This is a genomic window from Lentzea sp. NPDC005914 (assembly GCF_040629405.1).
In the GTDB taxonomy this organism is placed as follows: Bacteria; Actinomycetota; Actinomycetes; order Mycobacteriales; family Pseudonocardiaceae; genus Lentzea.
This window is the reverse complement of sequence record NZ_JBEXVQ010000025.1, coordinates 101,108-126,209: the sequence shown is the minus strand read 5'-3', so window position 1 is coordinate 126,209 and position 25,102 is coordinate 101,108. Positions and strand designations below refer to the sequence as shown.

The 25,102-nt window shown below is 68.3% G+C and carries 28 protein-coding genes; 15 read left to right on the top strand and 13 right to left on the bottom strand.

All coding sequences use genetic code 11. The features are described 5' to 3' along the window. Positions 1-42: 42 nt before the first annotated feature. Complete coding sequence (dapD, locus tag ABZ345_RS31050; RefSeq protein WP_359856435.1) at positions 43-1,059, bottom strand: 2,3,4,5-tetrahydropyridine-2,6-dicarboxylate N-succinyltransferase; 1,017 nt, start codon at positions 1,057-1,059, stop codon at positions 43-45. Between the two features lie 106 nt (positions 1,060-1,165). Between dapD and ABZ345_RS31045 the strand changes: the two genes are divergently transcribed. Next, complete coding sequence (locus tag ABZ345_RS31045; RefSeq protein ID WP_359856399.1) at positions 1,166-1,597, top strand: hypothetical protein; 432 nt, start codon at positions 1,166-1,168, stop codon at positions 1,595-1,597. A gap of 33 nt (positions 1,598-1,630) precedes the next feature. Here the strand turns inward: ABZ345_RS31045 and ABZ345_RS31040 are convergent, their stop codons facing one another. Further along, entirely contained in the window at positions 1,631-2,044 is a 414-nt protein-coding gene (locus ABZ345_RS31040) for a hypothetical protein (RefSeq protein WP_359856397.1), read from the bottom strand. A 59-nt stretch (positions 2,045-2,103) separates the two neighbouring features. Here ABZ345_RS31040 and dapE point away from each other — a divergent pair, with 59 nt between their 5' ends. The 3 genes from dapE to ABZ345_RS31025 are packed head-to-tail and all read left to right on the top strand — an operon-like array spanning position 2,104 to position 4,498. Next, positions 2,104-3,171 carry a succinyl-diaminopimelate desuccinylase gene (gene dapE / locus ABZ345_RS31035; RefSeq protein WP_359856394.1) on the top strand — a complete coding sequence of 356 codons (1,068 nt, stop codon included), beginning with the start codon at positions 2,104-2,106 and terminating at the stop codon, positions 3,169-3,171. A 17-nt stretch (positions 3,172-3,188) separates the two neighbouring features. Beyond that, positions 3,189-3,965 carry a TIGR00730 family Rossman fold protein gene (locus tag ABZ345_RS31030; RefSeq protein WP_359856391.1) on the top strand — a complete coding sequence of 259 codons (777 nt, stop codon included), beginning with the start codon at positions 3,189-3,191 and terminating at the stop codon, positions 3,963-3,965. Further along, a complete protein-coding gene (locus ABZ345_RS31025) occupies positions 3,965-4,498 on the top strand; it encodes a TIGR00730 family Rossman fold protein (protein ID WP_359856388.1) in 534 nt (177 codons plus the stop codon). The genes ABZ345_RS31030 and ABZ345_RS31025 overlap by 1 nt, the downstream gene beginning before the upstream one ends. Here the strand turns inward: ABZ345_RS31025 and ABZ345_RS31020 are convergent. Next, entirely contained in the window at positions 4,469-5,521 is a 1,053-nt protein-coding gene (locus ABZ345_RS31020; protein WP_359856385.1) for a winged helix DNA-binding domain-containing protein, read from the bottom strand. The two genes, ABZ345_RS31025 and ABZ345_RS31020, sit on opposite strands and share 30 nt — an antisense overlap. Before the next feature lie 10 nt (positions 5,522-5,531). Next, positions 5,532-7,025 carry a CocE/NonD family hydrolase gene (locus ABZ345_RS31015; protein WP_359856382.1) on the bottom strand — a complete coding sequence of 498 codons (1,494 nt, stop codon included), beginning with the start codon at positions 7,023-7,025 and terminating at the stop codon, positions 5,532-5,534. A 117-nt stretch (positions 7,026-7,142) separates the two neighbouring features. Here ABZ345_RS31015 and ABZ345_RS31010 point away from each other — a divergent pair, with 117 nt between their 5' ends. Both ABZ345_RS31010 and ABZ345_RS31005 read left to right on the top strand, forming a co-directional pair. Continuing rightward, positions 7,143-7,481 carry a hypothetical protein gene (locus ABZ345_RS31010; RefSeq protein ID WP_359856380.1) on the top strand — a complete coding sequence of 113 codons (339 nt, stop codon included), beginning with the start codon at positions 7,143-7,145 and terminating at the stop codon, positions 7,479-7,481. Beyond that, positions 7,481-8,392, top strand: a complete 912-nt coding sequence (locus ABZ345_RS31005) for a glucosyl-3-phosphoglycerate synthase (protein WP_359856377.1) — start codon at positions 7,481-7,483, stop codon at positions 8,390-8,392. Before ABZ345_RS31010 ends, ABZ345_RS31005 begins: the two co-directional genes overlap by 1 nt. On the opposite strand, the gene ABZ345_RS31000 is transcribed toward ABZ345_RS31005, so the two are convergent. From ABZ345_RS31000 to ABZ345_RS30985, 4 genes are read right to left on the bottom strand one after another with little or no spacing between them, the layout of a single operon-like run. Next, complete coding sequence (locus tag ABZ345_RS31000) at positions 8,324-9,616, bottom strand: ATP-binding cassette domain-containing protein (protein WP_359856375.1); 1,293 nt, start codon at positions 9,614-9,616, stop codon at positions 8,324-8,326. The two genes, ABZ345_RS31005 and ABZ345_RS31000, sit on opposite strands and share 69 nt — an antisense overlap. Beyond that, positions 9,613-10,962 (bottom strand): ATP-binding cassette domain-containing protein, encoded by a 1,350-nt coding sequence (locus ABZ345_RS30995; RefSeq protein WP_359856372.1) that lies wholly within the window; start codon positions 10,960-10,962, stop codon positions 9,613-9,615. Before ABZ345_RS30995 ends, ABZ345_RS31000 begins: the two co-directional genes overlap by 4 nt. Next, positions 10,932-11,555 carry a cytochrome d ubiquinol oxidase subunit II gene (locus ABZ345_RS30990; protein WP_359856369.1) on the bottom strand — a complete coding sequence of 208 codons (624 nt, stop codon included), beginning with the start codon at positions 11,553-11,555 and terminating at the stop codon, positions 10,932-10,934. The genes ABZ345_RS30995 and ABZ345_RS30990 overlap by 31 nt, the downstream gene beginning before the upstream one ends. Further along, the gene (locus ABZ345_RS30985) at positions 11,555-12,715 is read right to left on the bottom strand and encodes a cytochrome ubiquinol oxidase subunit I (RefSeq protein WP_359856366.1); all 1,161 of its coding nucleotides are present in this window, start codon (positions 12,713-12,715) and stop codon (positions 11,555-11,557) included. The genes ABZ345_RS30990 and ABZ345_RS30985 overlap by 1 nt, the downstream gene beginning before the upstream one ends. A gap of 118 nt (positions 12,716-12,833) precedes the next feature. On the opposite strand from ABZ345_RS30985, the gene ABZ345_RS30980 reads away from it, so the two are divergent. The 5 genes from ABZ345_RS30980 to ABZ345_RS30960 are packed head-to-tail and all read left to right on the top strand — an operon-like array spanning position 12,834 to position 15,054. Next, entirely contained in the window at positions 12,834-13,172 is a 339-nt protein-coding gene (locus ABZ345_RS30980; RefSeq protein WP_359856363.1) for a helix-turn-helix transcriptional regulator, read from the top strand. Continuing rightward, on the top strand, positions 13,157-13,834 hold the full coding sequence (locus tag ABZ345_RS30975) for a permease prefix domain 1-containing protein (RefSeq protein WP_359856360.1): 678 nt from the start codon (positions 13,157-13,159) through the stop codon (positions 13,832-13,834). Before ABZ345_RS30980 ends, ABZ345_RS30975 begins: the two co-directional genes overlap by 16 nt. Continuing rightward, entirely contained in the window at positions 13,831-14,127 is a 297-nt protein-coding gene (locus tag ABZ345_RS30970) for a DivIVA domain-containing protein (RefSeq protein WP_359856357.1), read from the top strand. The genes ABZ345_RS30975 and ABZ345_RS30970 overlap by 4 nt, the downstream gene beginning before the upstream one ends. Then, positions 14,114-14,512: an SRPBCC family protein gene (locus tag ABZ345_RS30965; protein ID WP_359856355.1), complete on the top strand. Its 399-nt coding sequence runs from the start codon at positions 14,114-14,116 to the stop codon at positions 14,510-14,512. The genes ABZ345_RS30970 and ABZ345_RS30965 overlap by 14 nt, the downstream gene beginning before the upstream one ends. Continuing rightward, positions 14,512-15,054, top strand: coding sequence for a DNA-3-methyladenine glycosylase I (locus ABZ345_RS30960; RefSeq protein WP_359856432.1), 543 nt, complete (start codon positions 14,512-14,514; stop codon positions 15,052-15,054). Before ABZ345_RS30965 ends, ABZ345_RS30960 begins: the two co-directional genes overlap by 1 nt. Here the strand turns inward: ABZ345_RS30960 and ABZ345_RS30955 are convergent. Next, positions 15,041-15,826 (bottom strand): enoyl-CoA hydratase-related protein, encoded by a 786-nt coding sequence (locus tag ABZ345_RS30955; RefSeq protein WP_359856352.1) that lies wholly within the window; start codon positions 15,824-15,826, stop codon positions 15,041-15,043. The genes ABZ345_RS30960 and ABZ345_RS30955 overlap by 14 nt on opposite strands. Before the next feature lie 10 nt (positions 15,827-15,836). Beyond that, positions 15,837-16,634, bottom strand: a complete 798-nt coding sequence (locus ABZ345_RS30950; RefSeq protein WP_359856350.1) for a PaaX family transcriptional regulator C-terminal domain-containing protein — start codon at positions 16,632-16,634, stop codon at positions 15,837-15,839. Positions 16,635-16,843: 209 nt separating this feature from the next. Here ABZ345_RS30950 and ABZ345_RS30945 point away from each other — a divergent pair, with 209 nt between their 5' ends. From ABZ345_RS30945 to ABZ345_RS30935, 3 genes are all read left to right on the top strand, one after another. Continuing rightward, positions 16,844-17,011 (top strand): DUF3117 domain-containing protein, encoded by a 168-nt coding sequence (locus ABZ345_RS30945; protein WP_065914675.1) that lies wholly within the window; start codon positions 16,844-16,846, stop codon positions 17,009-17,011. A gap of 146 nt (positions 17,012-17,157) precedes the next feature. Beyond that, positions 17,158-18,567 carry a leucyl aminopeptidase family protein gene (locus tag ABZ345_RS30940; protein WP_359856347.1) on the top strand — a complete coding sequence of 470 codons (1,410 nt, stop codon included), beginning with the start codon at positions 17,158-17,160 and terminating at the stop codon, positions 18,565-18,567. A gap of 79 nt (positions 18,568-18,646) precedes the next feature. Next, complete coding sequence (locus ABZ345_RS30935; protein ID WP_359856344.1) at positions 18,647-20,245, top strand: hypothetical protein; 1,599 nt, start codon at positions 18,647-18,649, stop codon at positions 20,243-20,245. Here the strand turns inward: ABZ345_RS30935 and ABZ345_RS30930 are convergent. Further along, positions 20,227-21,120 carry a LysR family transcriptional regulator gene (locus ABZ345_RS30930; RefSeq protein ID WP_359856341.1) on the bottom strand — a complete coding sequence of 298 codons (894 nt, stop codon included), beginning with the start codon at positions 21,118-21,120 and terminating at the stop codon, positions 20,227-20,229. The genes ABZ345_RS30935 and ABZ345_RS30930 overlap by 19 nt on opposite strands. A gap of 52 nt (positions 21,121-21,172) precedes the next feature. Here ABZ345_RS30930 and ABZ345_RS30925 point away from each other — a divergent pair, with 52 nt between their 5' ends. After that, positions 21,173-22,411, top strand: a complete 1,239-nt coding sequence (locus ABZ345_RS30925; RefSeq protein WP_359856339.1) for an MFS transporter — start codon at positions 21,173-21,175, stop codon at positions 22,409-22,411. Positions 22,412-22,424: 13 nt separating this feature from the next. Here ABZ345_RS30925 and ABZ345_RS30920 read toward each other — a convergent pair whose 3' ends face one another. Together ABZ345_RS30920 and glgA are read right to left on the bottom strand one after the other, a co-directional pair. Next, positions 22,425-23,825, bottom strand: a complete 1,401-nt coding sequence (locus ABZ345_RS30920) for a hypothetical protein (RefSeq protein WP_359856336.1) — start codon at positions 23,823-23,825, stop codon at positions 22,425-22,427. A 91-nt stretch (positions 23,826-23,916) separates the two neighbouring features. Next, a complete protein-coding gene (gene glgA / locus ABZ345_RS30915) occupies positions 23,917-25,068 on the bottom strand; it encodes a glycogen synthase (protein WP_359856333.1) in 1,152 nt (383 codons plus the stop codon). Positions 25,069-25,102: the final 34 nt, after the last annotated feature.

Below are 25,102 nucleotides of genomic sequence, written 5' to 3'. Positions count from 1 at the left end.
TCCGGGCCCTGACACCGAATTCTTCTCCTAAAAGCGGCTTGCTCAGTCGTTCGCGTGCAGCGCGGCGTTCAGTTCGACGCCGGTGCCCTTTCGTGGTTTGACCAGGACCGTGCCGGTCACCGAATCCCGGATGAAGAGCAGGTTGGACTGGCCGGACAGGGTCTGGGCCTTGACGACCTCGCCGTCCGGCAGGGTGACCTTGGTGCCCGCGGTGATGTAGAGGCCGGCCTCGATCACGCAGTCGTCGCCCAGCGAGATGCCCAGGCCCGCGTTGGCGCCGAGCAGACAGCGCTCGCCGATGCTGATGACCTGCTTGCCGCCACCGGAGAGCGTGCCCATGATCGAGGCGCCGCCGCCGACGTCCGAGCCGTCGCCGACCACGACGCCGCCGGAGATCCTGCCCTCGACCATCGAGTTGCCCAGCGTGCCGGCGTTGAAGTTGACGAAGCCCTCGTGCATGACCGTGGTGCCGGCTGCGAGGTGCGCGCCCAGGCGAACCCTGTCGGCGTCACCGATGCGCACGCCGCTGGGGACCACGTAGTCGACCATGCGCGGGAACTTGTCGATGCTGTAGACGGTGACCGGGCCCCTGGTGCGCAGGCGGGTGCGGGTCTGTTCGAAGCCGTCCACCGCGCACGGGCCGTGGTTCGTCCAGACGACGTTGGTCAGGAGGCCGAAGAGGCCGTCCAGGTTGGCGCCGTGGGGCTGGATCAGCCGGTGGCTCAGCAGGTGGAGACGCAGCCAGACGTCGTAGGTGTCGCGGGGGGCCTGGGTCAGGTCGATGGTGACCTTGACGCCGACGACCTCCACGTTGCGCTCCAGGTCTTCGCCCAGGAGCTTGGCCGCGGACTCGCCGAGGGCGTCCGCGATCTCCACGGAGGACAGGCGGGTGGTGGTCAGGCCTGCCGACTCCGCCGCCACTTCGGCCGCTACCTCGGCCGGGGCCTCGGTGAGGGCAGGGGACGGGTACCAGGTGTCTAGGACGGTGCCGTCCGGGGTCACTGTGGCCAGGCCGATGCCGTATGCGGTGCTCACAGGGGTTGAGACTAGTCCGGGCAGGTGGGGTGCGTAGGGCCGTCCCCCGGTTCGCGCTCCCCCGAGGGCTTTGCCGCGTACACCCGATGCCGGGTTCCTACTTCCAGGGTTTACCTTCGAAATCCACCCGGTGCCGGATGTTCCACATCATTCCGTGCGCTTTGCTTTTGACATCCTTGTTGGATCGTCGAAAGGAATTGGTGTGAACATCAGCAAACGTGTGGCGGTCACATTGAGTGCCGCTGTCATGGGTGCCGGTCTGCTCGGCGCCACCGCCAACGCCGACCCGGTGGGCACGCTCGCCGTCAATCCGGTGAGTTGCACGAACGGCAGTGCTGTTCACGTCACGGTCCCGTACTACCCCTACGCCTATTGCTACGCGGGTAGTGGCGGTTCGCGTCGAGTTCAGCTCACCCAGGTGCGGAGAGTCGAGTCCCGTGGCCGGACGATGACCTTCTGGTGGCGGGACTGCGGCAGCAGCACTTTGAGGCGCGCGTCACTCGTCCCGCACGAGAGCATTCCGTTCGCCTGTGCCTTCGTCGACACGATTTCGATTCCCTGAGGCCATCGCGTCGGCTCGTGCCCGCAAGCGGGGCTAGTCCGGTACGTCTGCCGAGAAGTACAGGGAACCCAGGTCGCCCCTTGTGGCGATCAGCGCTTCATTGCACTTCGATTGACGGGCGTCGGTGCTGGAGACGTTGTCGACTTTCACGTCACCGCACTTGTGGGCCTCGAAGTCGCCCACTGCCGTCATCAGGCGGGGGAGTACTTCGCTCACGTCCTCCTGGACGCGTTTGCCCTGGAATGCCTTGTCCAGTTTGCGGGTCATCGAGCTGACTCGGGCCACCCAGGCGGCGCAGTCGGCCGGGGTGCCGCTGTGCTGGGAGCCGCACGGGGCCGTGAAGAGGGTGCGGATCTCGGCGCACTGCCGGTCGCACGCGGCGGGGGCTTCGCCGCAACCCGTTGCCATCAGCATCAGGGAGATGACCAGGAGTGTGCGTTCGATCACGCAGCGCACGCTATCGGCTGAACGGTCTAGTGGCGAAGCCGAATGAGTAGGGTTGGGTCGTGTCCGACACCCTTGATCTCTTCGCCGACCCGATCGAACTGACCACTGCGCTGGTGGATGTGCGCAGCGTGTCCGGGGAGGAGGCGGAGATCGCGGATCTCGTGGAGCGATCGCTGCGGCTGCACGCGCCTCACCTGGAGATCACCCGATCGGGGAACGCGGTGCTGGCTCGGACGAACCTCGGGCGGGAGCGGCGGGTGGTGCTCGCCGGACACCTGGACACCGTGCCGATCAACCAGAACTTCCCCAGCCGTCGTGAGGGCGAGATCCTGCACGGGTGCGGGACGGTGGACATGAAGGGTGGCGACGCCGTCATGCTCGCCATCGCCGCTCTCAGCGAGAACGCGCGACACGACCTGACGTTCGTTTTCTACGACTGCGAAGAGATCGAGGCCGAGCGCAACGGGCTCACGCGGATCCAGCGGGATCTCGTGCAGTGGTTGCAGGGGGACCTGGCGATCGTGTGCGAGCCGTCCAACGGGACGGTCGAGGCCGGCTGCCAGGGCACGATGCGCATCGAGATCAGGACCAGCGGGAAGCGGGCGCACACCGCGCGGGCGTGGATGGGTGAGAACGCCATTCACGGCATGGGAGAGGCGCTGCGGCGGCTGGAGGCGTACGTGCCGCGCCAGCCCGAGATCGACGGCTGCCAGTACCACGAAGGCCTGCAGGCCGTGAAGATCAGCGGTGGTGTCGCGGGCAACGTCGTGCCCGACGAGGCCGTGCTCTCGGTCAACCACCGGTTCGCGCCGGATCGGTCGGTGGAGCAGGCGGCGCAGCACCTTCGTGAGGTGTTCGAGGGCTTCGATATCACCGTCACGGATTTCGCCGCCGGTGCGCTGCCGGGGTTGAACGCTCCCGCCGCGCAGGAGCTCGTCGAGGCTGCCGGGGGAACGCCGGTGGCGAAGCTCGGGTGGACGGACGTGGCGCGGTTCGCGGCGCTGGGGATGCCCGCGGTGAATTTCGGCCCCGGCGATCCCACGTTGGCGCACACGCGGGAAGAGAACGTGCCCGTCCATCAGATCACCGGTTGTTTCGACGTGCTTAAGCGATTTTTGCTTGCCTGATCACTAAGATCTCAGTGATGACGGAAGACAAGAACGGCGTGGTGGACGAGCGTCCCAAGGAGAAGATGCGCGGGCCGGTCGTGCTGCGGCGCGGGCGCCGGGACGAGCTGACCACGACGGACCAGCGGTTGCTGGATTCCCGTGGGCCCTCCGACTGGGTGCACACGGATCCGTGGCGGGTGCTGCGGATCCAAGCTGAGTTCGTCGAAGGTTTTGGCGCGCTGGCCGAGGTGCCCAGCGCGGTGACCGTGTTCGGGTCGGCGCGGACCGGGCGTGATCACCCCGAGTACCAGCTCGGCCGCGATCTCGGCAAGGCGTTGGCCGAGGCCGGATTCGCCGCCATCACGGGTGGTGGGCCCGGTGCCATGGAGGCGGTCAACCGGGGGTGCTCGGAGGCCGGCGGGTTCTCGATCGGGCTCGGGATCGAGCTGCCGTTCGAGCAGGGGCTGAACCCGTGGGTCGACCTCGGTGTGAACTTCCGGTACTTCTTCGTGCGCAAGACGATGTTCATCAAGTACTCGCAGGCCTTCATCTGCCTGCCGGGCGGGTTCGGCACGCTCGACGAGCTGTTCGAGGCGTTGACGCTGGTGCAGACCAAGAAGGTCACGAAGTTCCCGGTGGTGCTGTTCGGGACGTCGTACTGGCAGGGGCTGTACGACTGGATCAAGAACTCGGTCCTCGAAGGTGGCAAGGTGGGCGAGAAGGACCTCTCGCTGCTGCACCTGACGGACGACATCGACGACGCGGTGCGCGTGGTTCAGGAAGCGCACCAGGCATGGGCGGACGCGCACTGATGTATGTCGCTGTGTACTGCGGGTCTTTGAGCACGGTGCCGCAGAGTTACGTCGACCTCGCCGCCGAGGTGGGGCGCCAGATCGCGGCCCGCGGCTGGAACCTCGTCTGGGGTGGCGGGCAGACGTCGATGATGGGCGCGGTGGCGCGGGAGGCTCGTGCCGGTGGGGCGCACACCTACGGCGTGATCCCCAAGGGCCTTGCCACCAGGGAGATCGCGGACCGGGAGTCGACGGAACTGCACGTGGTCGACACCATGCGCGAGCGCAAGAAGATGATGGACGACAAGGCGGACGCGTTCCTCACGTTGCCCGGTGGCATCGGAACCGCCGAGGAGTTCTTCGAGGTGTGGACGTCGCACGTGCTGGGCATGCACGCCAAGCCGGTGGTGCTGCTGGACGTCGACAACCACTACAAGGGACTCGTCGAGTGGCTGATCGAGCTGCGGGACAAGGGATTCGTGTCGCACGCGGCGCTGAAGTCGCTCGTCGTGACGGACGACGTGTCAGTTGCTCTTGACGCTTGCGTCGTCTAGTCCCTTGGCCCGAGCGAGGATCTGGGCCTCCGGCAGGAGATCCGGCAGCGGGCGGTACGGCGTGGCCGTCACCTCGAACCGCTTGCCGGACACCACCCTGCCCTGCCAGGAGCCCGCGATCTCGCCGTCGACCAGGATGGCGCCCCGGCGGCCCAGGATGCGGAAGATGTCCTTCTGCGCGGCCTTGTCCGGGAGCAGCAGGTCTCGGTCGCGGGCCTGCAGGTACGGGTCGGTCGGCGGCAGCAGGCGCACGTCCGGCGGTTCGGCGTCGGCGATCTCGACGTCCTCCGGCAGCCACGCCTTCTGGCCCTCGACGGTCACTTCCACGAGACCTTCTGCGGGCCACTGCTTCTTGACCTCACGGGTGGTCGTGCCGAAGTAACTGGCCACTTCGGACGGTCCGGCCGGGCCGTGCAGGGTCAGGTAGCGGTGCACCAGCTCGTGGAAACCGGCGGTCTTGCGCGGGACACCCGGCCAGCCGTGGATCCGTTCGAACGTCACGGTCTTCTCTTCGGGGATGATCCGCAGGCCGGCCGGCAGCGCGCCGAGCCGGAAGATCGGGTCACTGACGTGCTCGGTCTGGCAACCCCGGCACGCCTCGACGGTCTGCTTGGGTGCCAACGGGGTCAGCGCCTTGCTGACGTCGCCCTTGCTCATCGGCTTCGTGACGATGGACCGCATGGCCGTGGCGATGTGCCGCAGCGACGCCAGCATGTCGTCGACCTTCGGGCGTGACGCCCGGGCCAGGGCGTCGGCGTCGCTCCACGGCCACAGCGCGCGGGCGAACGCCTTGAGCTCACCGGCCCGGTGCAGGTGGGGTGCGCCGCGCACGGACCAGGTCACGATGAACTCGTCCACGGACGGATCGGTGATGCGGGCGGCGAGGCTCAGCACGGCCGAACCGGAGGTGTTGTCCTGGACGCCCAGGGAGAACACCGCCAGCTCGGCCGCGTCGGAGATCCGCCGGTCCAACTCGTGCTGATGGATCCGGTGGAAGAGCACCTGCTGCCGGGTGAGGTCCACCCGGACATTCTTACGCCTTCGGCACCGTCAAGCTCGACGGTCCGAACGTGACGGTCGATCCCCGTGTCGATTCCGTTAGATAGCGGGGGTCGACCGTGTCGATCACCAGTGCGATCCGGTTGCCCGCGCCGACGTTCCACACGGTCGGCTCGAGCTCGACGTCGAGCGTCTGCGTGCGGCCCGCGCCGGTCACCTTCACCGGCTTGTGCGTGATCAGCGCGCCCAGGCCCAGCGGCCCGACCTCGTACAGGTACGCGAACAACGTGGTGATCTCCGCGCTCGGCGTCACCGTCAGCCTGAGCTTCGGCGTGCCGGCGAGCGTTGCACCGCTCGGGTACTGCGGACCGCCCCACACGCCCGCGAGGTTGCGGTCGATGAACGGCAGCGACACCCCGGTCGGGATGTTCAGGAACCCTTGCAGCGCACCGGAGAGCAGGATCGTGCCGCTGTCGGCGACGGTGTTCCAGCCCGCGTAGATCTTCTTGCCGTCGAGCTGCATCGTGTCGCCCGCACCGGACGGCCACGCGCCGAACTTCTTCCACGTGCCGCCGTTGTTGGGCTTGAGCTGCACGGGTTGTTCGGCGTCGACGCCGTTGGCCGAGCCCTTGACGTAGCGGTCGAACCAGCGGCCGACCGACTCCCAGATCTCGTTGGGCAGACCGGCCGCGCCGAACAGTTCGGCGGTGGCGTGGTCGCCCGGTGAGAGCATGAGCCGCTTCGGGCCGGTGAGCTTGCCGTAGAAGTCCGCGACCTGGCCCGGCGCGAAGATGCCGTCGTTCCAGGCGTTGCCGAGCATCACGGCCGTGCCGTTGGCGTTGATCTGCGCGATCTTCGAAGCCGCCGAACGGCCCTCGGAGATCGGCACGACCTCCCAGAACCTGCCGTCGCGGTAGGCGTCCTCGGCCTCGTTGAGGACGGGTCCGGGACGTCCGGTGGCGTGCCCGGCCGCGAGCAGGACCTCGACGGCCTGCTTGTTCACGGTGCTGTTCGGGTAGAGCGAGCGGGCCAGGTCGGTCCACGTGCTCAACGCCGCCGCGGCCTTGATGCGCTTGTCGTTGGCCGCTGCCAGCAGGGATTGCCCGGCGCCGTAGGAGATCCCGGCGACGCCGACCTTCGTGCCGTCGGCGTGAGCGTTCGCGATGGCCCAGTCGATGACCTTGCTGACGTCACCGACGGTGTCCGGACCGGCGATGTCGATCTCACCGCCGGAGTCCCAGAAGCCGCGGCTGGTGTAGCTCACCACGACGTAGCCGGACTCCTTGGCGAGCTTGGCCGCCGCGCCGACGTACTCGATGTCCGGCACCGCCCAGCTGGACGGCATGACGAGCAACGGGAAGGGACCGTTGCCGATTCCGGTCGGTTCGACGACGAAGGCCTTCAGGGTGGTGCCACCGACGCCGGAGATCGACTTGTAGGAGATCTGGTGCCCAGGGGCCGCGATGGCAGCTGGAGCACCGAGCAGGGATGTGAGGAGTACCAGGACTAAAACAAGTGATCGTCGCACGCTGGTCCTCCTTGACCATGACGTAGATCACACAGGGTTGTTACTGGGGAGTAAACAGATTGCTACTCGCGGGTAGCAAGAGGCTGTGAGCCAGGTCACTGTTTTACGCTGGGCGGCGTGAACCGATTCCGCGTCACTGAGCTGCCGAAAGACCGCGTGCTGGTCGTTGCGCATCTGACCAGCGCGGACGCTTTGGGTCAGACCATTAATGACGGTGCCGACGTCGTCGAATTCGACGGCGAGCTGGAATTGCCGGCGCTGTCCGAAGCGTTGGACGTCGTGACGATCCCGGCAGGGGATGAAGATTTCACCCTCGCGGCTGCCACGGTGGCTGCGATGTCCGGAGCACGCGCCATTCGTGCATCTGACGTCCGGCAGGCGAGAAAGGTCGTGGAGATGGTTGCGAGCGTGACGGGAACCCGTCCGCCTGCCCGAGCGGTGCGGGCGCTGGCCTGATGCTGCCCGCTGTCGAGACCTGGTTCGCCACGCACACGTGGCAGCAGCCGTCGTGGACGGTCGAGGAACTGGTGGCGTTGAAGCGCGGCCGGACCGTGTCCGTCGTGCTGCCCGCGCTGAACGAGGAGGAGACCGTCGGCGACGTCGTCGGGGTGGTCCGGCCGTTGCTCGGGACGCTGGTCGACGAGCTCGTGGTGATGGACTCCGGGTCGACCGACCGGACTGTTCTCGTTGCCGCTGAGGCCGGGGCACGGGTGGTGCGGCGCGAGGACGTCGTGCCGTGGCTGGAACCGGTGCCCGGCAAGGGCGAGGTGCTGTGGCGGTCGCTCGCGGCGACCTCCGGCGACGTGATCGTGTTCCTGGACTCCGACCTGGTGGATCCGGAGACCGCGTTCGTCACGGCGTTGCTCGGGCCGTTGCTCCTCGATGCTGACGTGCACCTGGTCAAGGGGTTCTACCGGCGGCCGTTGCGGTTGGAGAGCTCTGGTGGCGGGCGGGTCACCGAACTGGTGGCGCGGCCGTTGCTGAACACGTTGCGGCCGGAGCTTTCCGGTGTGGTGCAACCGCTCGGCGGCGAGTACGCGGCCACCCGGTCCTTTTTGGAGTCCGTTCCGTTCGCTGCCGGGTATGGAGTGGAGATCGGGCTGTTGCTGGACGTGCACCGGATGTACGGGCTGTCGGCGCTGGCTCAGGTGAACCTGGGCGTGCGCAAGCACCGCAACCGGTCGTTGCTGCAGCTCGGCGTGATGTCCTCGCAGATCATGGGGACCGCGCTGGCCCGGTGCCAGGTGCCGCTGGAGTCCGGGCCGCTGACGCAGTTCGTGCAGGTCGACGGCGAGTGGCTACCCGACTCGACCGACGTGCTCGTGGCTGATCGGCCCCCGATGGTGCACGTGGTCGAAGAGCGCTAGCTGCTCTTCGCGGTGGGTCACGACGAGTGCGGTGCCCTGGCAGTTGTCCAGGATCTTGGCCAGCACTCGGTCGGCCTGGTCCGGGTCGAGGCCTTCCGTCGGCTCGTCCATGAGCAGGACTTCCGGGTTCGCCAGCACTGACCTGGTGAGGATCAGGCGTTGTCGTTGACCGCCGGAGATCTCCTCGCCGCGTTCGCCGACGACCTGGTCCCAGTCGAGGTCCAGCTCGGCGATCTGGGCTGCTCGGTCGAGTTCCTCCTGGGTGGCATCGGGTTTGGCCAGCAGGACGTTGGTGCGAACTGTGGTGTGGAAGACGTGCGCGTCGGCCAGGGCTCCCTTGCTGGGTTCGAGCTGGTGGGCGATGACGTTGAGCAGCGTGGTCTTGCCGATGCCGCTCGGGCCGACGATCGCCGTTCTGCCCTGCAGCGCAGGGACTTCCTGGTTGAGGGCAGGTTCGGGTTCGTCCGTCGGCTCCGGGACGGGCCTGGTCAGCGCTGCCAGCGGGATGGTGATCTCGAAGGTCGCGATGGCGGCCATGATCAGCCAGGCCGGCTCGTTCTGGGCGAGCATGAACAGTGCCGTGCCGAACTGGACGGCGATCGCGAGTGGAGTCAGGTCACGGGTGCGTTCCTTGCGGGACAACGCCTTCGCGGTCTCGGCAGCGGCGCAGACCTTCTCGTCGAACAGGCCGTAGGCGATCAGTTCTTCTTTGCTGTGCACCAGTTCGGTGGTTTCTTCGGTGAGCTTGGCGCGCAACGGAGTGAGGTCCTGCGGCGTGCGGATGGCCAGCCAGGGGAGCAGGACGACGTTGATCAGAAGGCCGATGGCGAGCGGGAGAGAGAAGACTGCCGCCACGGCGCTCACCAGGGCCGCGGTGATCCACGGCAGGGTGGCGCGGAGCTTGGTGTCGAGGTGCTGGTCGACGTTCGTGACGATGCGGGTGAGGGCGGTGCCGGACGGGATGTGCCGACGGCCGGTCAGGTCGTCGTAGACCCTGCCGCGCAGGTCGACGGCCTCACTGAGCACGGCTTTGTGGCTGGTCAGGCGTTCGAGGTAGCGCAATGCGCCCTTGGCGAGCGCGAGCGTGCGGACCGCGACGATCGCCACGGTCAGCGCCTGCATCGGCGGGTGCTCGGCGGCGCGCATGATGAGCCAGGTCGCCGTCGCGGTGAGACCGACGCCGGCCAGTTCGGCGAGTGTTCCGACGAGGATCGCGAGTTTCACACCGTCACCACCCTGTCGACCTCGCTGAGCAGCGTCGGCCGGTGCGCGACGATCACCGCGGTCCGGCCCTTCGTGAAGTCGCGCGTTGCCTGCAGCACCAGTGCTTCGGTGTCCGCGTCGAGGTGCGCGGTCGGTTCGTCCAGCAGGAACAACCCGGCTTGCCGCCGGTCCAGCGCCTTGGCCAGCGCGACCCGTTGCTGCTCGCCGGACGACAGGTTCGCCGGCACGAGCGTCGGTCGCTGGGGCACCCACGACAGCGCTTCCAGCCAGGCTTTCCGGTCGATCTCGCGCAGGTCGACGCCACCGACCAGCACCCGGCCGTCGTCAGGCCGCACGAACCCCAGCAGCAGCCCCAGAACCGTGCTCTTGCCCGCGCCGCTCGGCCCGACGAGCGCGATCCGGTCACCAGGCCTGATCGTGAGCGAGAAGCCCTTGAGGCTGCGGACGCTCACGTTGTCGAACACGATTTCGGCGCTGGCGAGATCCGGTGGGGTCACGCCGGTGTGGTCGGCAGTGGTGGGGAGCTTGGCGAGCACCTCACGGCCCTGAGCGCTCGCGTGGTACTGGGCTCCGGCCGCTCGCAGGGGCAGAAATGCCTCGGGCGCAAGGAAAAGCACGAGCAGTGCGGTGAACAGCGGCACTCCGCCGCCGAGCAGCCTGAGTCCGACCGGCACGGCGACCATCGCCACCGACATCGTGGCGACCAGTTCCAGCACGAACGCCGACAGGAACGCCACTCGCAGCGCGGACATCGTCTCGGTCAGGTGCTGTGCGGCCAGCTTCCGGACGGTCGTGGACTGCGCCTCGGCCCGTCCGAACGCCCGGAGCGTGCCGATTCCCTTGACCACGTCCAGGAAGTGCCCGCCGAGCGTGGCCAACGCGGCCCACTGACGGGCCGTCCGCTCACGGGTGTGCGCGCCGACCAGTGCGCCGAAGATCGGGATCAACGGCAGCGTCAGCAGGATCGTCAGCGCGGCCGTGAGGTCGGCGAACGCCAGTCGGATGACCACCGCCAGCGGGACTGCCACGGCCAGGATCTGTTGCGGCAGATAGCCGACGACGTAAGGCGTCACATCGTGCACGCCGCGAGTCACGAGCGTGGCGACCTCACCCGCCCTGGTTCCCGGCGAACGCAGGAAGGCCTGTCTCAGCCGGGCGCGGGTGCGTTCGGCGGCGCGGTGGGCCATCGAGCGGTGCACCCACCACGTCAGCACCCGCAGCCCGATGACCAGGCACAGCAGGAGAAATCCGGAACCGCCGCTCAGCGCCGACGCCAGGAGCTCCGCCTGCGCCAGCACGAGGAACGGGAGCGGGATCAGCGCGAGGAGATGGCGACGATCGACCATTGCAGCAACACCACCAGCGGAATGATCGGAATCGCGACCCACGCGAGCAGGCCGAGCGTGTCGGAGTGCGCCATCAGGCCGTTCGTGCTGACAGAGCTGAACGCGAGCGGGATCGGCAGTGCGCAGAGCAGTGCGGTCAACGGGAACAGCTTCCACCGCCGGGTCTGGAAAACCCAGCCGTGCAAGGCGAACAGCACCGGCATCACCAGCGCCACGTACACAGGTGCGTGCAGCAGATGTGCGAGAAACAGCCCCCAGCCAACGGAAACCATCAGGGCGCCCGAGAACACCAGCCACCACCACAACCTCAGCTGCACGGCCGCCATGAACAGCACCAGCCCGGCCAGCACCAGCGTGAACACCGAATGCGCGCCGGACAGCAGTTCGCCCTCGAGTCGCGGGAACGCCGCGAACAGCACGCCGATCGCGGCGACCAGCCACACCTCGTTGCCCAGGAAGAACGGCGTCATCCGCTGCAGGACAACGTCCTTCTTGCGGAACGGCAGCAGCAACCCGGTGCCGTAGTCGAAGCCGGCCAGCGCGAAGTAGCCGACGGTCAGCGTGCCGAGCACGACCAGCCAGAGCATTTCCATCAGAGCGTCACCACCAACGGCGAAACGGGTGCGGGCGCCACGTCCGGACCGCGACGGACCGCACGTGCGATCAACGCCCAGTCGACGCAGGCCAGCAGCACGAACAGGGACGTGAACACGATGAGCGACAACAGGATCTGCGAGGCGTCCACGTGGGACACCGCGTCCTCGGTCCGCAACAGCCCGTAGACCAGCCACGGTTGCCGTCCGATCTCGCGGAACATCCACCCGAAGATCGCCGCCATGAACGGCAGCGGAATGCCGATCACCATGAGGTACAGGGGGAACCGCATCCGGATCACGGCGTCCTTGATCAGCAGCGGCAGCGTGACCCAGCTGACCATCGTCAGCGTCATCCCGATCATGATCATGAACCCGAGCGGCGCCCCGATCCACGGCACCGCCGACGACTTGCCCGGCTGGTACTGGGCGATCACCGGGAACTGCGCGAACCCCGCCCCGATCAGCGACGGCGTGGAGAGGGCCGTGGTGATCACGCCCATCCGCAGCGACCGCCGGAAGAAGTCGGTCTCCGGTGTGCGCTTGATGAAGTGGTACGCCGAGACGCCGGTCAGGAACACCCCGCCGGCCGTGAGCGACGCGAAGATCACGTGCATCAGGGCGGAGGTGAACGTCGGGTTGGTCAGCAGCGCGGAGAAGTCGTCCAGCCGCAACACGTTGCCCTCGACCCGGTAGCCGACGGGGTGCTGCAGGAACCCGTTCGCCGCCATGATCCAGAACGCGGACGCAAAGGCTGTCAACGCGGTCAGGTACAGCAACGCCAGGTGCACCCAGCGGTTCAGCCTGCCCCAGCCGAAGATCCACAGCCCCAGGAACGTGGACTCCAGGAAGAACGCGATCAGCGTCTCCATCGCGAGCGGCGCGCCGAACACGTCGCCGGCGTAGGTGGCGAGGCCCGACCAGTTCAGCCCGAACTGGAACTCCATGACGATGCCGGTGACGATCCCCAGCGCGTAGTTGATCACGTAGATCCGGCCCCAGAACCGCGTCATCCGCTCGTGCACGGGCACGCCGGTGATCGTGAACCTGGTCTGCATGATCACGAGCAGAGTGACCAGACCCAGCGTGAGCAGCACGAACAGGAAGTGGAACGACGTCGTCAACGCGAACTGGAGCCGGGCGAGGTCTGTTGCGCTCATGAGTAGGGAGGCTATATGTAGCTCGGCTACACATCGACCCTTTCGGCGAGAAGTCAGGGAGATCTCAGGGCTCTCTCAGGGGTCCTCGGGGGTGACCTGATGAGTAGAGTCGCTACTCATGAAGCCCGACGCGCTACGAGGTCACCTGGACGCGTTGTTGCTCGCCACGCTGGACGGCAGGCAGCTGCACGGTTACGCGATCATCGAAGCGTTGCAGCAGGGCAGTGGCGGTGCGCTCGACCTGCCGACGGGCACGGTCTACCCGGCGCTGCGCCGGCTGGAGCGCGCCGGGCACGTGGTCAGCGACTGGAGCACGGTCGGCGGCCGCAAGCGCCGCACGTACAAGCTCACCTCGGCGGGACAGCGCGCCCTGAACGCCGAGCGCAGCGCGTGGCAGGAGTTCACGACGGTCATCGACGGGGTGCTGGGGGGTGGCGGCAAGTGGGCACAGACCTGATCGAGCGTTACGTGACCGATCTCGGGGGACGGCTGCAGGGTTCGAAGAAGCAGGTCCGGGACCTGCTCACGGAGACCCGCGACAGCCTCGAGGACGCCACCGAGGCGCACGTCGACCGCGGGCTGACCGAGGAAGAGGCCCGCAGACGCGCCGTCGAGGAGTTCGGGCCGGTCAAGGAGATCGCGAACGAGTACCAGGCCGAGCTCGCCGTCGCGTACGGCACGCGCACGCTCATCTGGCTCGCGATCGTGCTGCCGTTGACGCACATGGCGTGGGAGTACGGACGCATGTTGCTCATCGGCCCGTGGCAGGACTTCGGTGCGATGCCGCCGTCCTGGTACCTGTTCATCGCCAAGGCCAACGACCTGGCCAGCGGTGTCGCGTCCGGTGTCGCGCTGGTGGCCCTCGTCCTCGGGCGGATCCTCGCCCGCACGTACGACACGAAACTGCTGGCCAAGCTGGCCGCGTCCGTCGCGGTCCTGGCCGTGGGCGTGGTGCTGCTGGGCAACGTCGCGATCATCGCGGCCACCGCGCACGTCGACGCCTCGCGGCTGATGCAGTCGTTGCCGATGAGCATCGCGAGCCTGATCACCTGGACGGTGATCGTCCGGCTCGGTCTGCTCGCTCGCCGCTGCCTGAGCTGTGCCACGATCGTCGCGTGACCAACGCCCTTCTCTACCTGATCGTGATGGTGGCCGTCGCGGCAGTGGTGTTCCTGCTCGCGGCGTTGGTGTTCGGCCGCGGCGAGGAGCTCGCCCCGCTGCCCCCCGGCGCCTCGCCGACGCGGCTGCCGTCGGACGACATCACCGCGGAGGACGTCCGCGAGCTGAAGTTCCAGCAGGTGTTCCGCGGCTACAAGATGAGCGAGGTCGACTGGGTGCTGCAGCGGCTCGCGACCGAGGTCGGGGAGCTGCGGGCCCGCGTCGAGGAGCTGGAGAGCAGTGACCGAGCTTGAGCTGACGGTCGAGGTCGCGGCGCCACCCGACACGATCTTCCGCGCGATGAGCGACTGGGAACGCCAGTCCGAGTGGGTGTTCGGCACGAAGGTGACGGTCGTCGCCGGTGACGGGAAGTCGGTCGGCAGCGAGATCGACGCCAGGACGTTCGGCGTCTCGGACCGGATGAGGATCACGCGCTGGGACCCGCCGCACGCCGTCGAGGTTCTGCACCTCGGGAACGTGGTGAAAGGCACCGGGGTGTTCGCCGTGCGCGGTAGCCGTTTCGTGTGGACGGAACGTCTCGACGTGCCGTTCTTCTACCCGTTGGTGAAGCCGCTCTTCGTGCTGATGCTGCGCCGGTCGCTGCAGCGGTTCGCCCGTTTCGCCGAGGAGTACCGGTGATCGTTCGTTGCCCTTGGGGAGACTCGACCCCGGACTACATGGACTACCACGACACCGAGTGGGGCGTTGAGCTGCACGGCACCGACGCGCTGTACGAGCGGATGTCGTTGGAGGCCTTCCAGTCCGGGCTGTCGTGGATCACGATCCTGCGCAAGCGCCCGGCGTTTCGCGCGGCGTTCGGCGACTTCGATCCGAAGCTGGTGGCGGAGTTCGGGCCGGCCGACGTGGAAAGGCTGATGGCGGACGCCGGAATCGTCCGGAACCGGATGAAGATCGACGCGGCCATCCACAACGCCCGCGTGATCGTCGAGGAAGATCTGGACCTCGACGCGCTGCTGTGGTCGTTCGCGCCCGCTGATCACGTTCGTCCCGCGACGTTCGCGGACGTTCCGGCCATCACCGCCGAGTCCAAGGCGATGGCCAAGGAACTGAAGCGCCGCGGCTTCAAGTTCCTCGGCCCCACCACGTGTTACGCGCTGATGCAGGCCACCGGGATGGTGGACGACCACATCGCGACGTGCTTCCGCGCTAGCGCCCGATGAACTTCGGGGCGCGCTTGTTGACGAACGCGTCGACGGCCTCGCGGTGGTCTTCCGTGGCACCGCAGTCGGCCTGAGTTCGGCGCTCGGCTTCCAGCGCGTCCTCGAGCGTGCCGTCCGCGGCCGCTGCCAGCGCTTCCTTGATCTTCGCGTAGGCGGTGGTCGGGCCCTTGGCGAGCTTGGCGGCCAGCAGGTGCGCGGTTTCCTGCAGTTCCTCGTCCGGCACGACCTGGTTGACCATGCCGACCCGCAACGCCTCCTCGGCGCCGACCGGCTGTGCCAGCAGCATCATCTCCATCGCGCGCCCGTGGCCGATCAGCCGTGGGAGCGTGTACGACGCACCGGAGTCCGCGGTCAGGCCGACGTTCGCGAACGCCATCAGGAACTTCGCCGACGTGCCCGCGATGCGCAGGTCCGAGGCGTAGGCGAACGACGCTCCCGCGCCGGCCGCGCTGCCGTTGACCGCGGCGATCACCGGCTTCGGCATGCCGATCAGCTCGCGCACGATGGGGTTGTAGTGCTTCTCCACGGTGTGCAGCGGCGCGGGGTCGCCGGCCTGCAGCAACCCGATGTGCTCCTTGAGGTCCTGACCCGCGCAGAACGCCCTGCCCGCACCCGTGATCACCACCGCGCGCACCGACTCGTCGGCCGCCGCCTCCTTCAGCGCGGCGAGGAACGACTCCTTCAGCGCGATGGTGAAGGCGTTGAACGACTCAGGGCGGTTGAACGTGAACGTGCGCACACCATCGGCGTCGTCGACGAGGAGCTCGGACACTGGACCTCCATCAAGCTGTGGAAACGTTGCGAACCGGGCGCAGGCACTCGTCGACGAAACGACTCGTGCCCGGTGCCAGCCGCAGTGTCTGTTCGTCGAAGAACGACGCTGCCGCGTGCCCCGGCCAGTCCGGTGGCAACAGTTCAGCAGGAAGACCGGGATCGCGGAACAGGAACTTGCGCCACGCGTGCAGCAGCTGCTGTGACGCTGCGAACGCCGCCGCGTCGTCGATTTCGTCCACAACGGACACCTGTGCCCGCCAGTGCGCGACGAAGGCGGCGTAGTCGCGTCCGAGTTCGGCGAGGTCCCAGGCCTTCGACGCGAGTTCGACGTCCGCACCGTCGTGTGAACCGTGAAAAGTTCGTGCGGACACTTCTTCCGCGGCCAGCACGTCGGCCAGCTCGGGCGACGGTCTGGGAGCGATCCACGTCACAGGACCGAGCGCGCCGTAACCGAGCAGTTGCAGCTCCGACGCCAGATGGTCACGCGAGTCGCGACCGGGCATCTCCTCCAGCACCACCACGTGCCAGCGACCGTCCCAGGTGGACGGCCCGGTGCGGTAGATGCGGGACGCGGCCTCGTCGAGCCTTCGTTCCCCGCGAGGTGTCATCGCGTAACCCGGCCCGCCGGGCAGTCGGACGGGGTGCAGCCAGCCCTGCCGGACGGTGCGTGAAACAGCCGTGCGCACGGCCGGCGCGGCGAACCCGAGGGGTTCCAGCAGCCGGACGAGGGCAGCGATCGTGGCGGCACCACCGCGTTCGCGAAGGTGGCCGCCGTACACGTCGAAGAGCGCGGAACGAGCTCGCATCCGGCCCAGTCTGTCACGCCGCGCCCAGCTGTGCCGAAAGTGTTGTGCAGTCGTGAAAACAGGTGTTGATCAGGCACAAGTGAAGATCGACAACTGTCACTCGAACTCGCCAAAAGATCGGTTCGGTTTCGCCCCTGAGTCGCGATAGGGGAGAATGGAGCAGATCCGGCCTGGCCGGACGGGGAAGATGTTGACGGAGGGAGCACGCGATGGCGGCCATGAAGCCCCGGACCGGCGACGGTCCCCTCGAGGTCACCAAGGAGGGACGCGGCATCGTCATGCGCGTACCGCTCGAGGGTGGTGGGCGCCTTGTCGTCGAGATGTCGGCGGACGAGGCCAGCGCCCTGGGCGACGCGCTGAAGGCCGCCGCCGGCTGAGGCCTCCCGGTGAGAAGTACCAGAGCCCCGGTTTCCACTGTGTTCCATAGTGGAGGCCGGGGCATCGCTTCGTCCGGCCATGGGGGAGACTGAACGGTCGTTAATGCAATAGGGGAGGGTCAGTCGTGGGGTCGACGGTTCCGTCAGTGCCAACCAGGCTCGTGGACGTCGAGGTGGCCACCACCTCGCGCCGCAACGTCACGGCGGTCGTGCTCGCGGGCACCGGACCCGCGCTCGGACCGGGCGGCGACGGCATCGACGTCTCCGACCTGACGGGCAAGGCCGGTGAGGCCGTCCGGCACGACGAGGCCTGGACGCTCGGCGTCGGCACCGGGACGTTGAGCGACTACCGCACGGCCGGCGCGGCCCTGGTGCGCGCGCTGAGCGGCGAGGACGCCCCCAAGAGCGCCGACGTGCTGCTGACCCCGGACTTCGACGCCGACAAGGTGCGCGCGTTCGTGCTCGGCGCCGCGCTCGGCGGCTATCGCTTCAAGGTCACCGGCGAGGAAGGCCCGAACCGCGTCGGCTCGCTGCGGCTCGTCAGCCAGGACACCGGGTTCGAAGAGGTGCAGACCTCGGCCGCACTGAAGGCCCACGCGCTGGCCACGGCCACCTCGCTGGCGCGTGACCTCGCCAACACCCCGTCCAACGTCAAGGACCCGCGCTGGCTCGCGACCACCGCCGCCAGGCTCGCGGACAAGATCGACGGACTTTCTGCCACCGTGCGCGACGAGAAGTGGCTGCGGCAGCAGGGCTTCGGCGGCGTGCTCGCCGTCGGCGGCGGATCTGCCCGCCCGCCGCGGTTCCTGGAGCTGACCTACGGCACCACCGGCCCGCACCTGGTCTTGGTCGGCAAGGGCATCACGTTCGACACCGGCGGCATCTCGATCAAGCCCGCCGACGGCATGCACCTGATGCGCACGGACATGGCCGGCGGTGGCGCGGTGATCTCCGCGCTGATGGCCGTCGCCCGTCGTCAACTGCCGGTCAGGGTCACCGGGCTCGTGCCGTGCGCCGAGAACCACGTGAGCGGCACGTCGTACCGGCCCGGCGACGTCGTGCGGCACTACGGCGGCGCGACCACCGAGGTGCAGAACACCGACGCCGAGGGCCGCATGGTCCTGGCCGACGCGATGGCGTACGCCGTGCAGAACCTCGAGCCCGACCTGATCGTCGACGTGGCGACGCTGACCGGTGCCATGAAGGTGTCGCTCGGCCTGCGCACGGGCGCGGTGTTCACGTCGTCCGACGAGATCGCCGAGAACGTGATCGACGCGGGGGCGAACGTCGGCGAGAAGTGGTGGCGGATGCCGCTGCTGGAGGAGCACATCGCCGCCGTGACCAGCGAGATCGCGGACTACCGGCAGTGCCCGCCCGGACCGGGTGGCATCACGGCGGCGCTGTTCCTGCAGAAGTTCGCGGGCGACGTCCCGTGGGCGCACCTCGACATCGCGGGCCCGGCCCGGTCGGAGAAGACCTACGACGAGGTCGTCGCGGGCGCCACGGGCTTCGGCGCGCGGACGCTGATCGAGCTGGCTGAAAAATATTCGCGTTAGTACCTACGATCAGCCGATACGAGACGGCGATGTTCCATGCATGATGTGAGCGCCTTCACACCGTCGTAGAGGAGCGCTCGTGTTACTCCGCCTGGCTCTCGCCGTCTCGTTGGTCATAGCGGCCATAACCCCCGCTACTGCCGCCGGCCCCTGGTGGGAACCGGTGGCGAGGCCCGCGCAGGACTCGCAGATCAACGTCACGGGTGAGCCGTTCAAGGGCACGGACGGGGCGGGGAACGTGCGCGGGTTCGTCGACGCGCACAACCACCTGATGACCAGCGAGGCGTTCGGCGGCCGGTTGATCTGCGGCGAGGAGTTCAACGAGCAGGGTGCGGCGGCAGCGCTCAAGGACTGCCCCGAGCACTACCCGGCGGGCATCGGCGCGTTGTTCGAGGCGATCGTCACGAACGACTTCGACGGCCACGACCCGGTGGGCTGGCCGACGTTCAAGGACTGGCCCTCCTACAAGACGGTGTCGCACCAGCAGAACTACTACGCCTGGCTCGAACGGTCGTGGCGCGGCGGTCAGCGCGTGCTGGTCCAGGACCTCACCAGCAACGCGACGCTGTGCGTGATCTACCCGTTCAAGGACAAGCCGTGCGACGAGATGGCGTCGGTCCGGCTGCAGGCCCAGCGCACGTACCAGCTGCAGGACTTCGTGGACAAGATGTTCGGCGGGCCCGGCAAGGGCTGGTTCCGCATCGTCACGTCGTCCGAGCAGGCGCGGGACGTGGTCAAGCAGGGCAAGCTCGCCGTGATTCTCGGCATCGAGACCTCTGAGCTGTTCGGCTGCCGTCAGCTGCTCGACCTCCCGTTGTGCGGCAAGGCGGACATCGACCGCGGCCTCGACGAGGTCTACGCGCTCGGCGTGCGCAGCGCGTTCCTGTGCCACAAGTTCGACAACGCGCTGTGCGGCGTGAGGTTCGACTCGGGCGTGCAGGGCGGCGTGCTCAACGCGGGCCAGTTCCTGCGCACGGGCACGTGGTGGAAGACCGAGAAGTGCGCGGGACCGCAGCAGGACAACCCGATCGGCGTCGCCCCGCCGAACGCCCTGATCCCGGCCACCGTCGTCGCGCCGAAGTACGACGAGGAGAAGCGCTGCAACGTGCGCGGCCTGACGTCGCTCGGCGAGTACGCGGTGCAGGGCATGATGAAGCGGCACATGATGATCGAGATCGACCACATGAGCGTGAAGGCGGCCGGTCGCACCCTCGAGCTGGCGGCGCAGAAGCGCTACCCCGGCATCCTGTCGAGCCACAGCTGGATGGACGCGCAGTGGACCGAGAAGGTCTACCAGCTCGGCGGGTTCGTGGCGGGCTACGACAGCGACGCTCCGGCGTACGCCGCCCAGGCGGCCGCGGCCGAGCCGTTGCGCCGCAAGTACGACGTGGGGATCGGGTTCGGCAGCGACTTCAACGGCGTGGGCTCGCACCCGTCACCGCGCACCGGCGTGACCTACCCGTTCCGCAGCTACCCCGACGGCCCGCTCGTCGACCGGCAGCGCACCGGCGACCGGGTGTGGGACATCAACACCGACGGCGGCGCGCACGTCGGCCTGCTTCCCGACTGGATCGAGCAGGTCCGCCAGGCCGGCGGTGATCAGCTCGTGAAGGACATGCTCGGTGGCGCCGAGTCGTATCTGCGCACGTGGTCGGGATCTCAGCGCTGGACGTCGTGAGTCCTGAGCGCGTGCTCGCGAAAAGCTCTCACCGCGGGCGGCAGTGGGTGGTCCTTCAGCCAGGCCAGTCCGAAGACGCGGCTCGCTCGCGGGGCCAGCGGTAGTTCCCGCAGCCCGGCAGGCGGTGTGGTCTCGGCGTGCGTCAGCAGTGCGACGCCGAGACCCGCCGCCACCAGGCCGCGCACCGTCTCGATCTCCTGGCTCTCGAACGCGATCTTCGGCGAAATTCCGGCGGCGGCGAACATGTCGTCCGTGATCTGGCGCAGGCCGTAGCCGTGTTCGAGCAGGATCAGCTCCTCGTGCTCCAAGTCCTTGAGCCGCACGGACTTCCTGGTCGCCAGCCGGTGTCCGGACGGTACGACCACGATCAGCTCCTGCTCGAACAGGACGACCGACTCGAACTCCGGACCGTCCGGCGGCGGGGCGACCAGGGCGAGGTCGATCTCGCCCTGCCGCAGCTTCTCGACCACGGTGTAGCGGGCGTTCTGGACCAGTCCGAACCGGACGTGCGGGTGCTCGGCGCGGAAGCCGCGGACCAGTTCCGGCACGAGTGACCGGCCGAGCATGTGCAGAAACCCCAGCACCACGCGGCCCTTTTCCGGGTCGAGCTCCTCCTCGACCTCGCGCAGGCCGGGTTCCAGCGCGGCCAGCGACCGGGTGGCCGCTTCGGCGAGGAGACGGCCCGCGCGGGTCAGTCGAACCCTGCGGCCGGTCTTCACGACGATCGGCGCGCCGAGTTGCTCGCCCAGTTCCGCGAGCCAACGGCTGATCGTCGGCTGAGGCAGCCCGACGCGTTCCGCGACGCGAGTCACGTGCTCGTCGGCGGCAAGCGCTTTCAGCACCGCCAGCTTCGGGGCCAGCTCCAATTCATCCACGAATTGATTCTGACCCATTTCCGTATTGGACGTATGGCTTAGCGTCAAATGCGTGTCCCTCACCAGGTTGACCGCGTCCATCGCCGCGTCCGGGCTCGCGTGCTTCGCGTTGCTGTACGCGCCGCAACCGGTGCTGCCGCAGATAGCCGCGGAGTACGGCCTCGGACCGGGTGGCGCGTCGCTCGCCCTGTCCGCCGCGACGCTGGCGCTGGCCGTGGTGGTCGTGCCGGTCGCGATGCTGTCCGAACGGGTCGGGCGCCGGCCGGTGATCGTGATCAGCGTGCTGCTGGCGGGTGTGCTCGGCGTGGTGCTGCCGTTCGCCCCGGACTACGACGTCTTCCTGGTGCTGCGCGTGCTGCAGGGCATCGCGGCGGCCGGGGTGCCGGCGGCGTCGATGGCCTACCTGGCCGACGAGCTCGACAAGGGGAAGCTCGGTGCCGCCATGGGCGCCATGATCGCGGGCAACAGCGTCGGTGGCATGGTCGGCCGCCTGCTGTCGGGTACGACGGTGGACTGGCTGGGCTGGCGCGGGTCGATCCTGCTCACGGGCGTCGTCGGACTCGCGGCCGCACTGGTCGTGGTCTTCTTCCTGCCACGCGCCCAGGCCAAGCCGAAGCGCGCGCCACGCGGGATGAAGGCGGCGTTGAAGGACCCGGTGCTGCTCTCGCTCTACGCGGTCGCGGTGCTGATGGTCGGCGCGTTCGTCTCGTTCTACAACGTCGCGGGATTCCAGCTCACCGGGCCGTCGTGGCTCGAGTCGCTGGTGTTCGGGTTCTACGCGTTCGGCAGCACCGCGGCGGCGTTCGCGGGCAGGCTGTCGGACCGGCTGGGACGAGGGCGCGTGCTGCTCATGACCATCGGTGTGGTCGCTGCCGGGACGTTGGCGAGCCTGCTGTGGGTGCCGCTCGGGCTGGCGATCGTCACCGCCGGGTTCTTCGCCTCGCACGCCATCGCGAGCAGCTGGGTCGGCGCGCGGGCTCCGTCCCACGCTCGTGGCCACGCGTCCGGGCTGTACCTGTGCGGGTTCTACGTGGGCAGCAGCATCGGCGGCACGTCCGGCAGCACCGCGTACGGCGAGTGGGGCTGGAGCGGGCTGGTGCTGGTGATCATCGGCTGGCTGGCGCTCGCCGCGATGCTGGTGGTGTGTTCACAATCCTCGCCGGTCCATTTCGCGCCCAGGTGGGCACCTCGGGGCACCGCCCCCACGCCCCCATATGCCCGATATGAGGGCGTGGGGGCGGCACCGCGAGGTGCCCACCTGGACGCGAAATGGGCCGACAAGGGTTGGTGAACACACCACCAGTTCAGAACTCCAGCGCGAGGGTGATGCGGGAGTCGACCGGCGAGACCAGCTGCTTGCCCAGCCTCGGCACGTCGACGGTGCCCTCGTTGAGGCCGACCGAGACCGAGCGGGTGTCCGCGGGGACCTCGACCACGATCGCGAACGGCAGCGGGCCGCCGTCGTAGCGGGCGCCGACCTGCGGGGCGGTCGAGCCGTCCGGCAGCGTCACGGTGATCAGGTCCTTGGTCGCGCTGCCGGCGGCGGTGTCGGGCAGATCGCCGGTGGCCTCGATCCGCACCTCCAGCAGCGCCTTGTCCGGAGCGGAGATGGTGGCGAGGTCGTACTGGCTCTCGCCGAGCTTGACCGGGCGCTGCCTGCCGATCCGCAGGCCGGTGATCTTCATGCCGATCGCGTTGCCGCCGAAGCGGATCTTCTGGGTCGGCTCGGCGAACTGGTTCGGGCCGGCGGAGCGCTGCAGCACGCGCGGCGGGTTGTCGGTGCGCTTGCCGGACGGGATCTCGACCTTCTGCTCGAGCGACTTGGCGCCGAGCGAGCCGAGGATCAGCGACTCGGCGCCCTCCTGCGGGTCCGGGACGGTGTAGACGACGAACACCGAGCCGTTGGCCGGGAGGCGGTCGGCGGGCAGGAGCTGGCGCTTGCCGGGCACCTCGAGGGCGAGCTCGGACGGTTGCGGGGCGAACCCCTGCCAGTTCGTCCGGTGGAAACCGCTGTCGGTCTCCCAGAGCTTCTCGACCTTCATCCGGACGACGCGCAGCCGTGAGCCCTGCTCGGCGCGCAGGGTGCCCTCGGCGGTGTACCAGATGTCCGGGTTCGCCCAGCCCGTCACCGCGGTGGTCAGCAGGTCGTCGCGCAGCTTGATGTCGACGTTGCCGAGCCCGAGGTCGGCGTTGGGACGCTTGCCGTCGTCGGGCAGCACGGCGAGGAAGTCGCGGCCGGCGGTGAGGTCCTGCTGCGACGACGGGTCGATCTCCTTGCCGTCGGTGCGCACGAGCTTGCCGGTCGGGGTGCTGCGCTTGCCCTTCTCGGGCACCTGCGGTGACTGCACCTCGTAGCGGACCTCGTCACCGGTCTTGGTGACTTCCTTCAACGGCACGGGCACCCAGTCGGTGCCCGCCCCGGTTCCCGGGACCTGGACCGGTCCGCACCAGAGCCGCTTGTCGACCTCGGCCTCGACGCCCGTCTTGGCGAACCAGCAGCTGACCGCCGCGGCGCCCGCCCGTGCCACGTAGCCGTACTCCAGCGTGTAGGCGAGCTGGGCCTCGGCCTGAGCCTGCAGGTCGGAGGCGTCGGCGAGCTTCATGCCGTCCACCCTGAGCTGGACGGCCGCCGGCTGTGTCTTGGCTGATGTGCCGCATCCGGTCACCGCGAGGAGGACCACCAGACCCAGCACCGCACCACGCACAGTCTCCGCGCCCCTTACCAGTTGAAACGGAATGGTCACTACTGGTTAAAGGCGGCGTTCACACCTTGGGGTTGCCCCGAGTGAGTGTGACTCAAATCACGCTGCGGTAGACCTCGACTGTCTGCTCGGCCATCGTCGACCACGAGAACTCCTGCTCAGCGCGCTTGCGACCGGCAGCGCCGTACCGCTGGGCCCGCGCAGGATCTGAGATTAATTCATTTATGGACTGGGCCAAGTCGTGTCGATATGTCGACAAATCATGCTCGTCGTAGTGAACGAGCAGCCCCGTCTCGCCGTGCACGACGACCTCCGGGATGCCGCCGACGTCACTCGCGACGACCGCCGTGCCGCACGCCATCGCCTCCAGGTTCACGATGCCGAGCGGCTCGTAGACCGAGGGGCACGCGAAGACCGTCGCGTGGCTGAGGATCTGCTGGACCTCTGGTTGCGGCAGCATCTGCTGGATCCAGAAGACGCCGGTCCTGGTCTTGGAGAGCTCCTCGACGGCCAGCCGGGTCTCCTCGGCGATCTCCGGAGTGTCCGGCGCGCCCGCGCACAGCACGATCTGCGCGCTCGGGTCGATCTCGTGCGCGGCGGCGACGAGGTGCCCGACACCTTTCTGCCGGGTGATCCGGCCCACGAACGCCACGATCGGTTTTTCCGGATCAATGCCGCGCGTGGTGAGCGCGTCCGTCTCCTTCACCGGGTGGTAGGCCGTGGAGTCGATCCCGTTGCGCACCACGTGCACCCTCGCCGGGTCCAGCGCGGGGTAGGCGTCCAGCACGTCGGCCCGCATGCCGTCGCTCACGGCGATGATCGCGTCGGCGTGTTCGTACGCCGTGCGCTCGGCCCACGACGAGATCCGGTACCCGCCGCCGAGCTGCTCGGCCTTCCACGGCCGGCGCGGCTCGAGCGAGTGCGCCGTCACCACGTGCGGGATCCCGTGCAGGAGTTTGGCCAGGTGACCGCCCATGTTGGCGTACCAGGTGTGCGTGTGCACGAGGCTCGCCCCGGACACCGCCGCGGCCATCTCGAGATCCACCGCGAGGGTGGTGAGGGCCGCGTTCGCCTGCTCCAGGCTGTGGGGCGGGTTGTGAGCCGTGGCGTCTGATCTGGGCGCACCGAAGCAGTGCACGTCGACGTCGACGAGCTCGCGGAGATGGGGCACGAGGAATCCCACGTGCACACCAGCGCCGCCGTAGACCTCCGGCGGGTACTCCCGCGTCATGAGCGCAACTCGCACGCACCCACCGTAGATCACGGCGGTACTTGTTGGG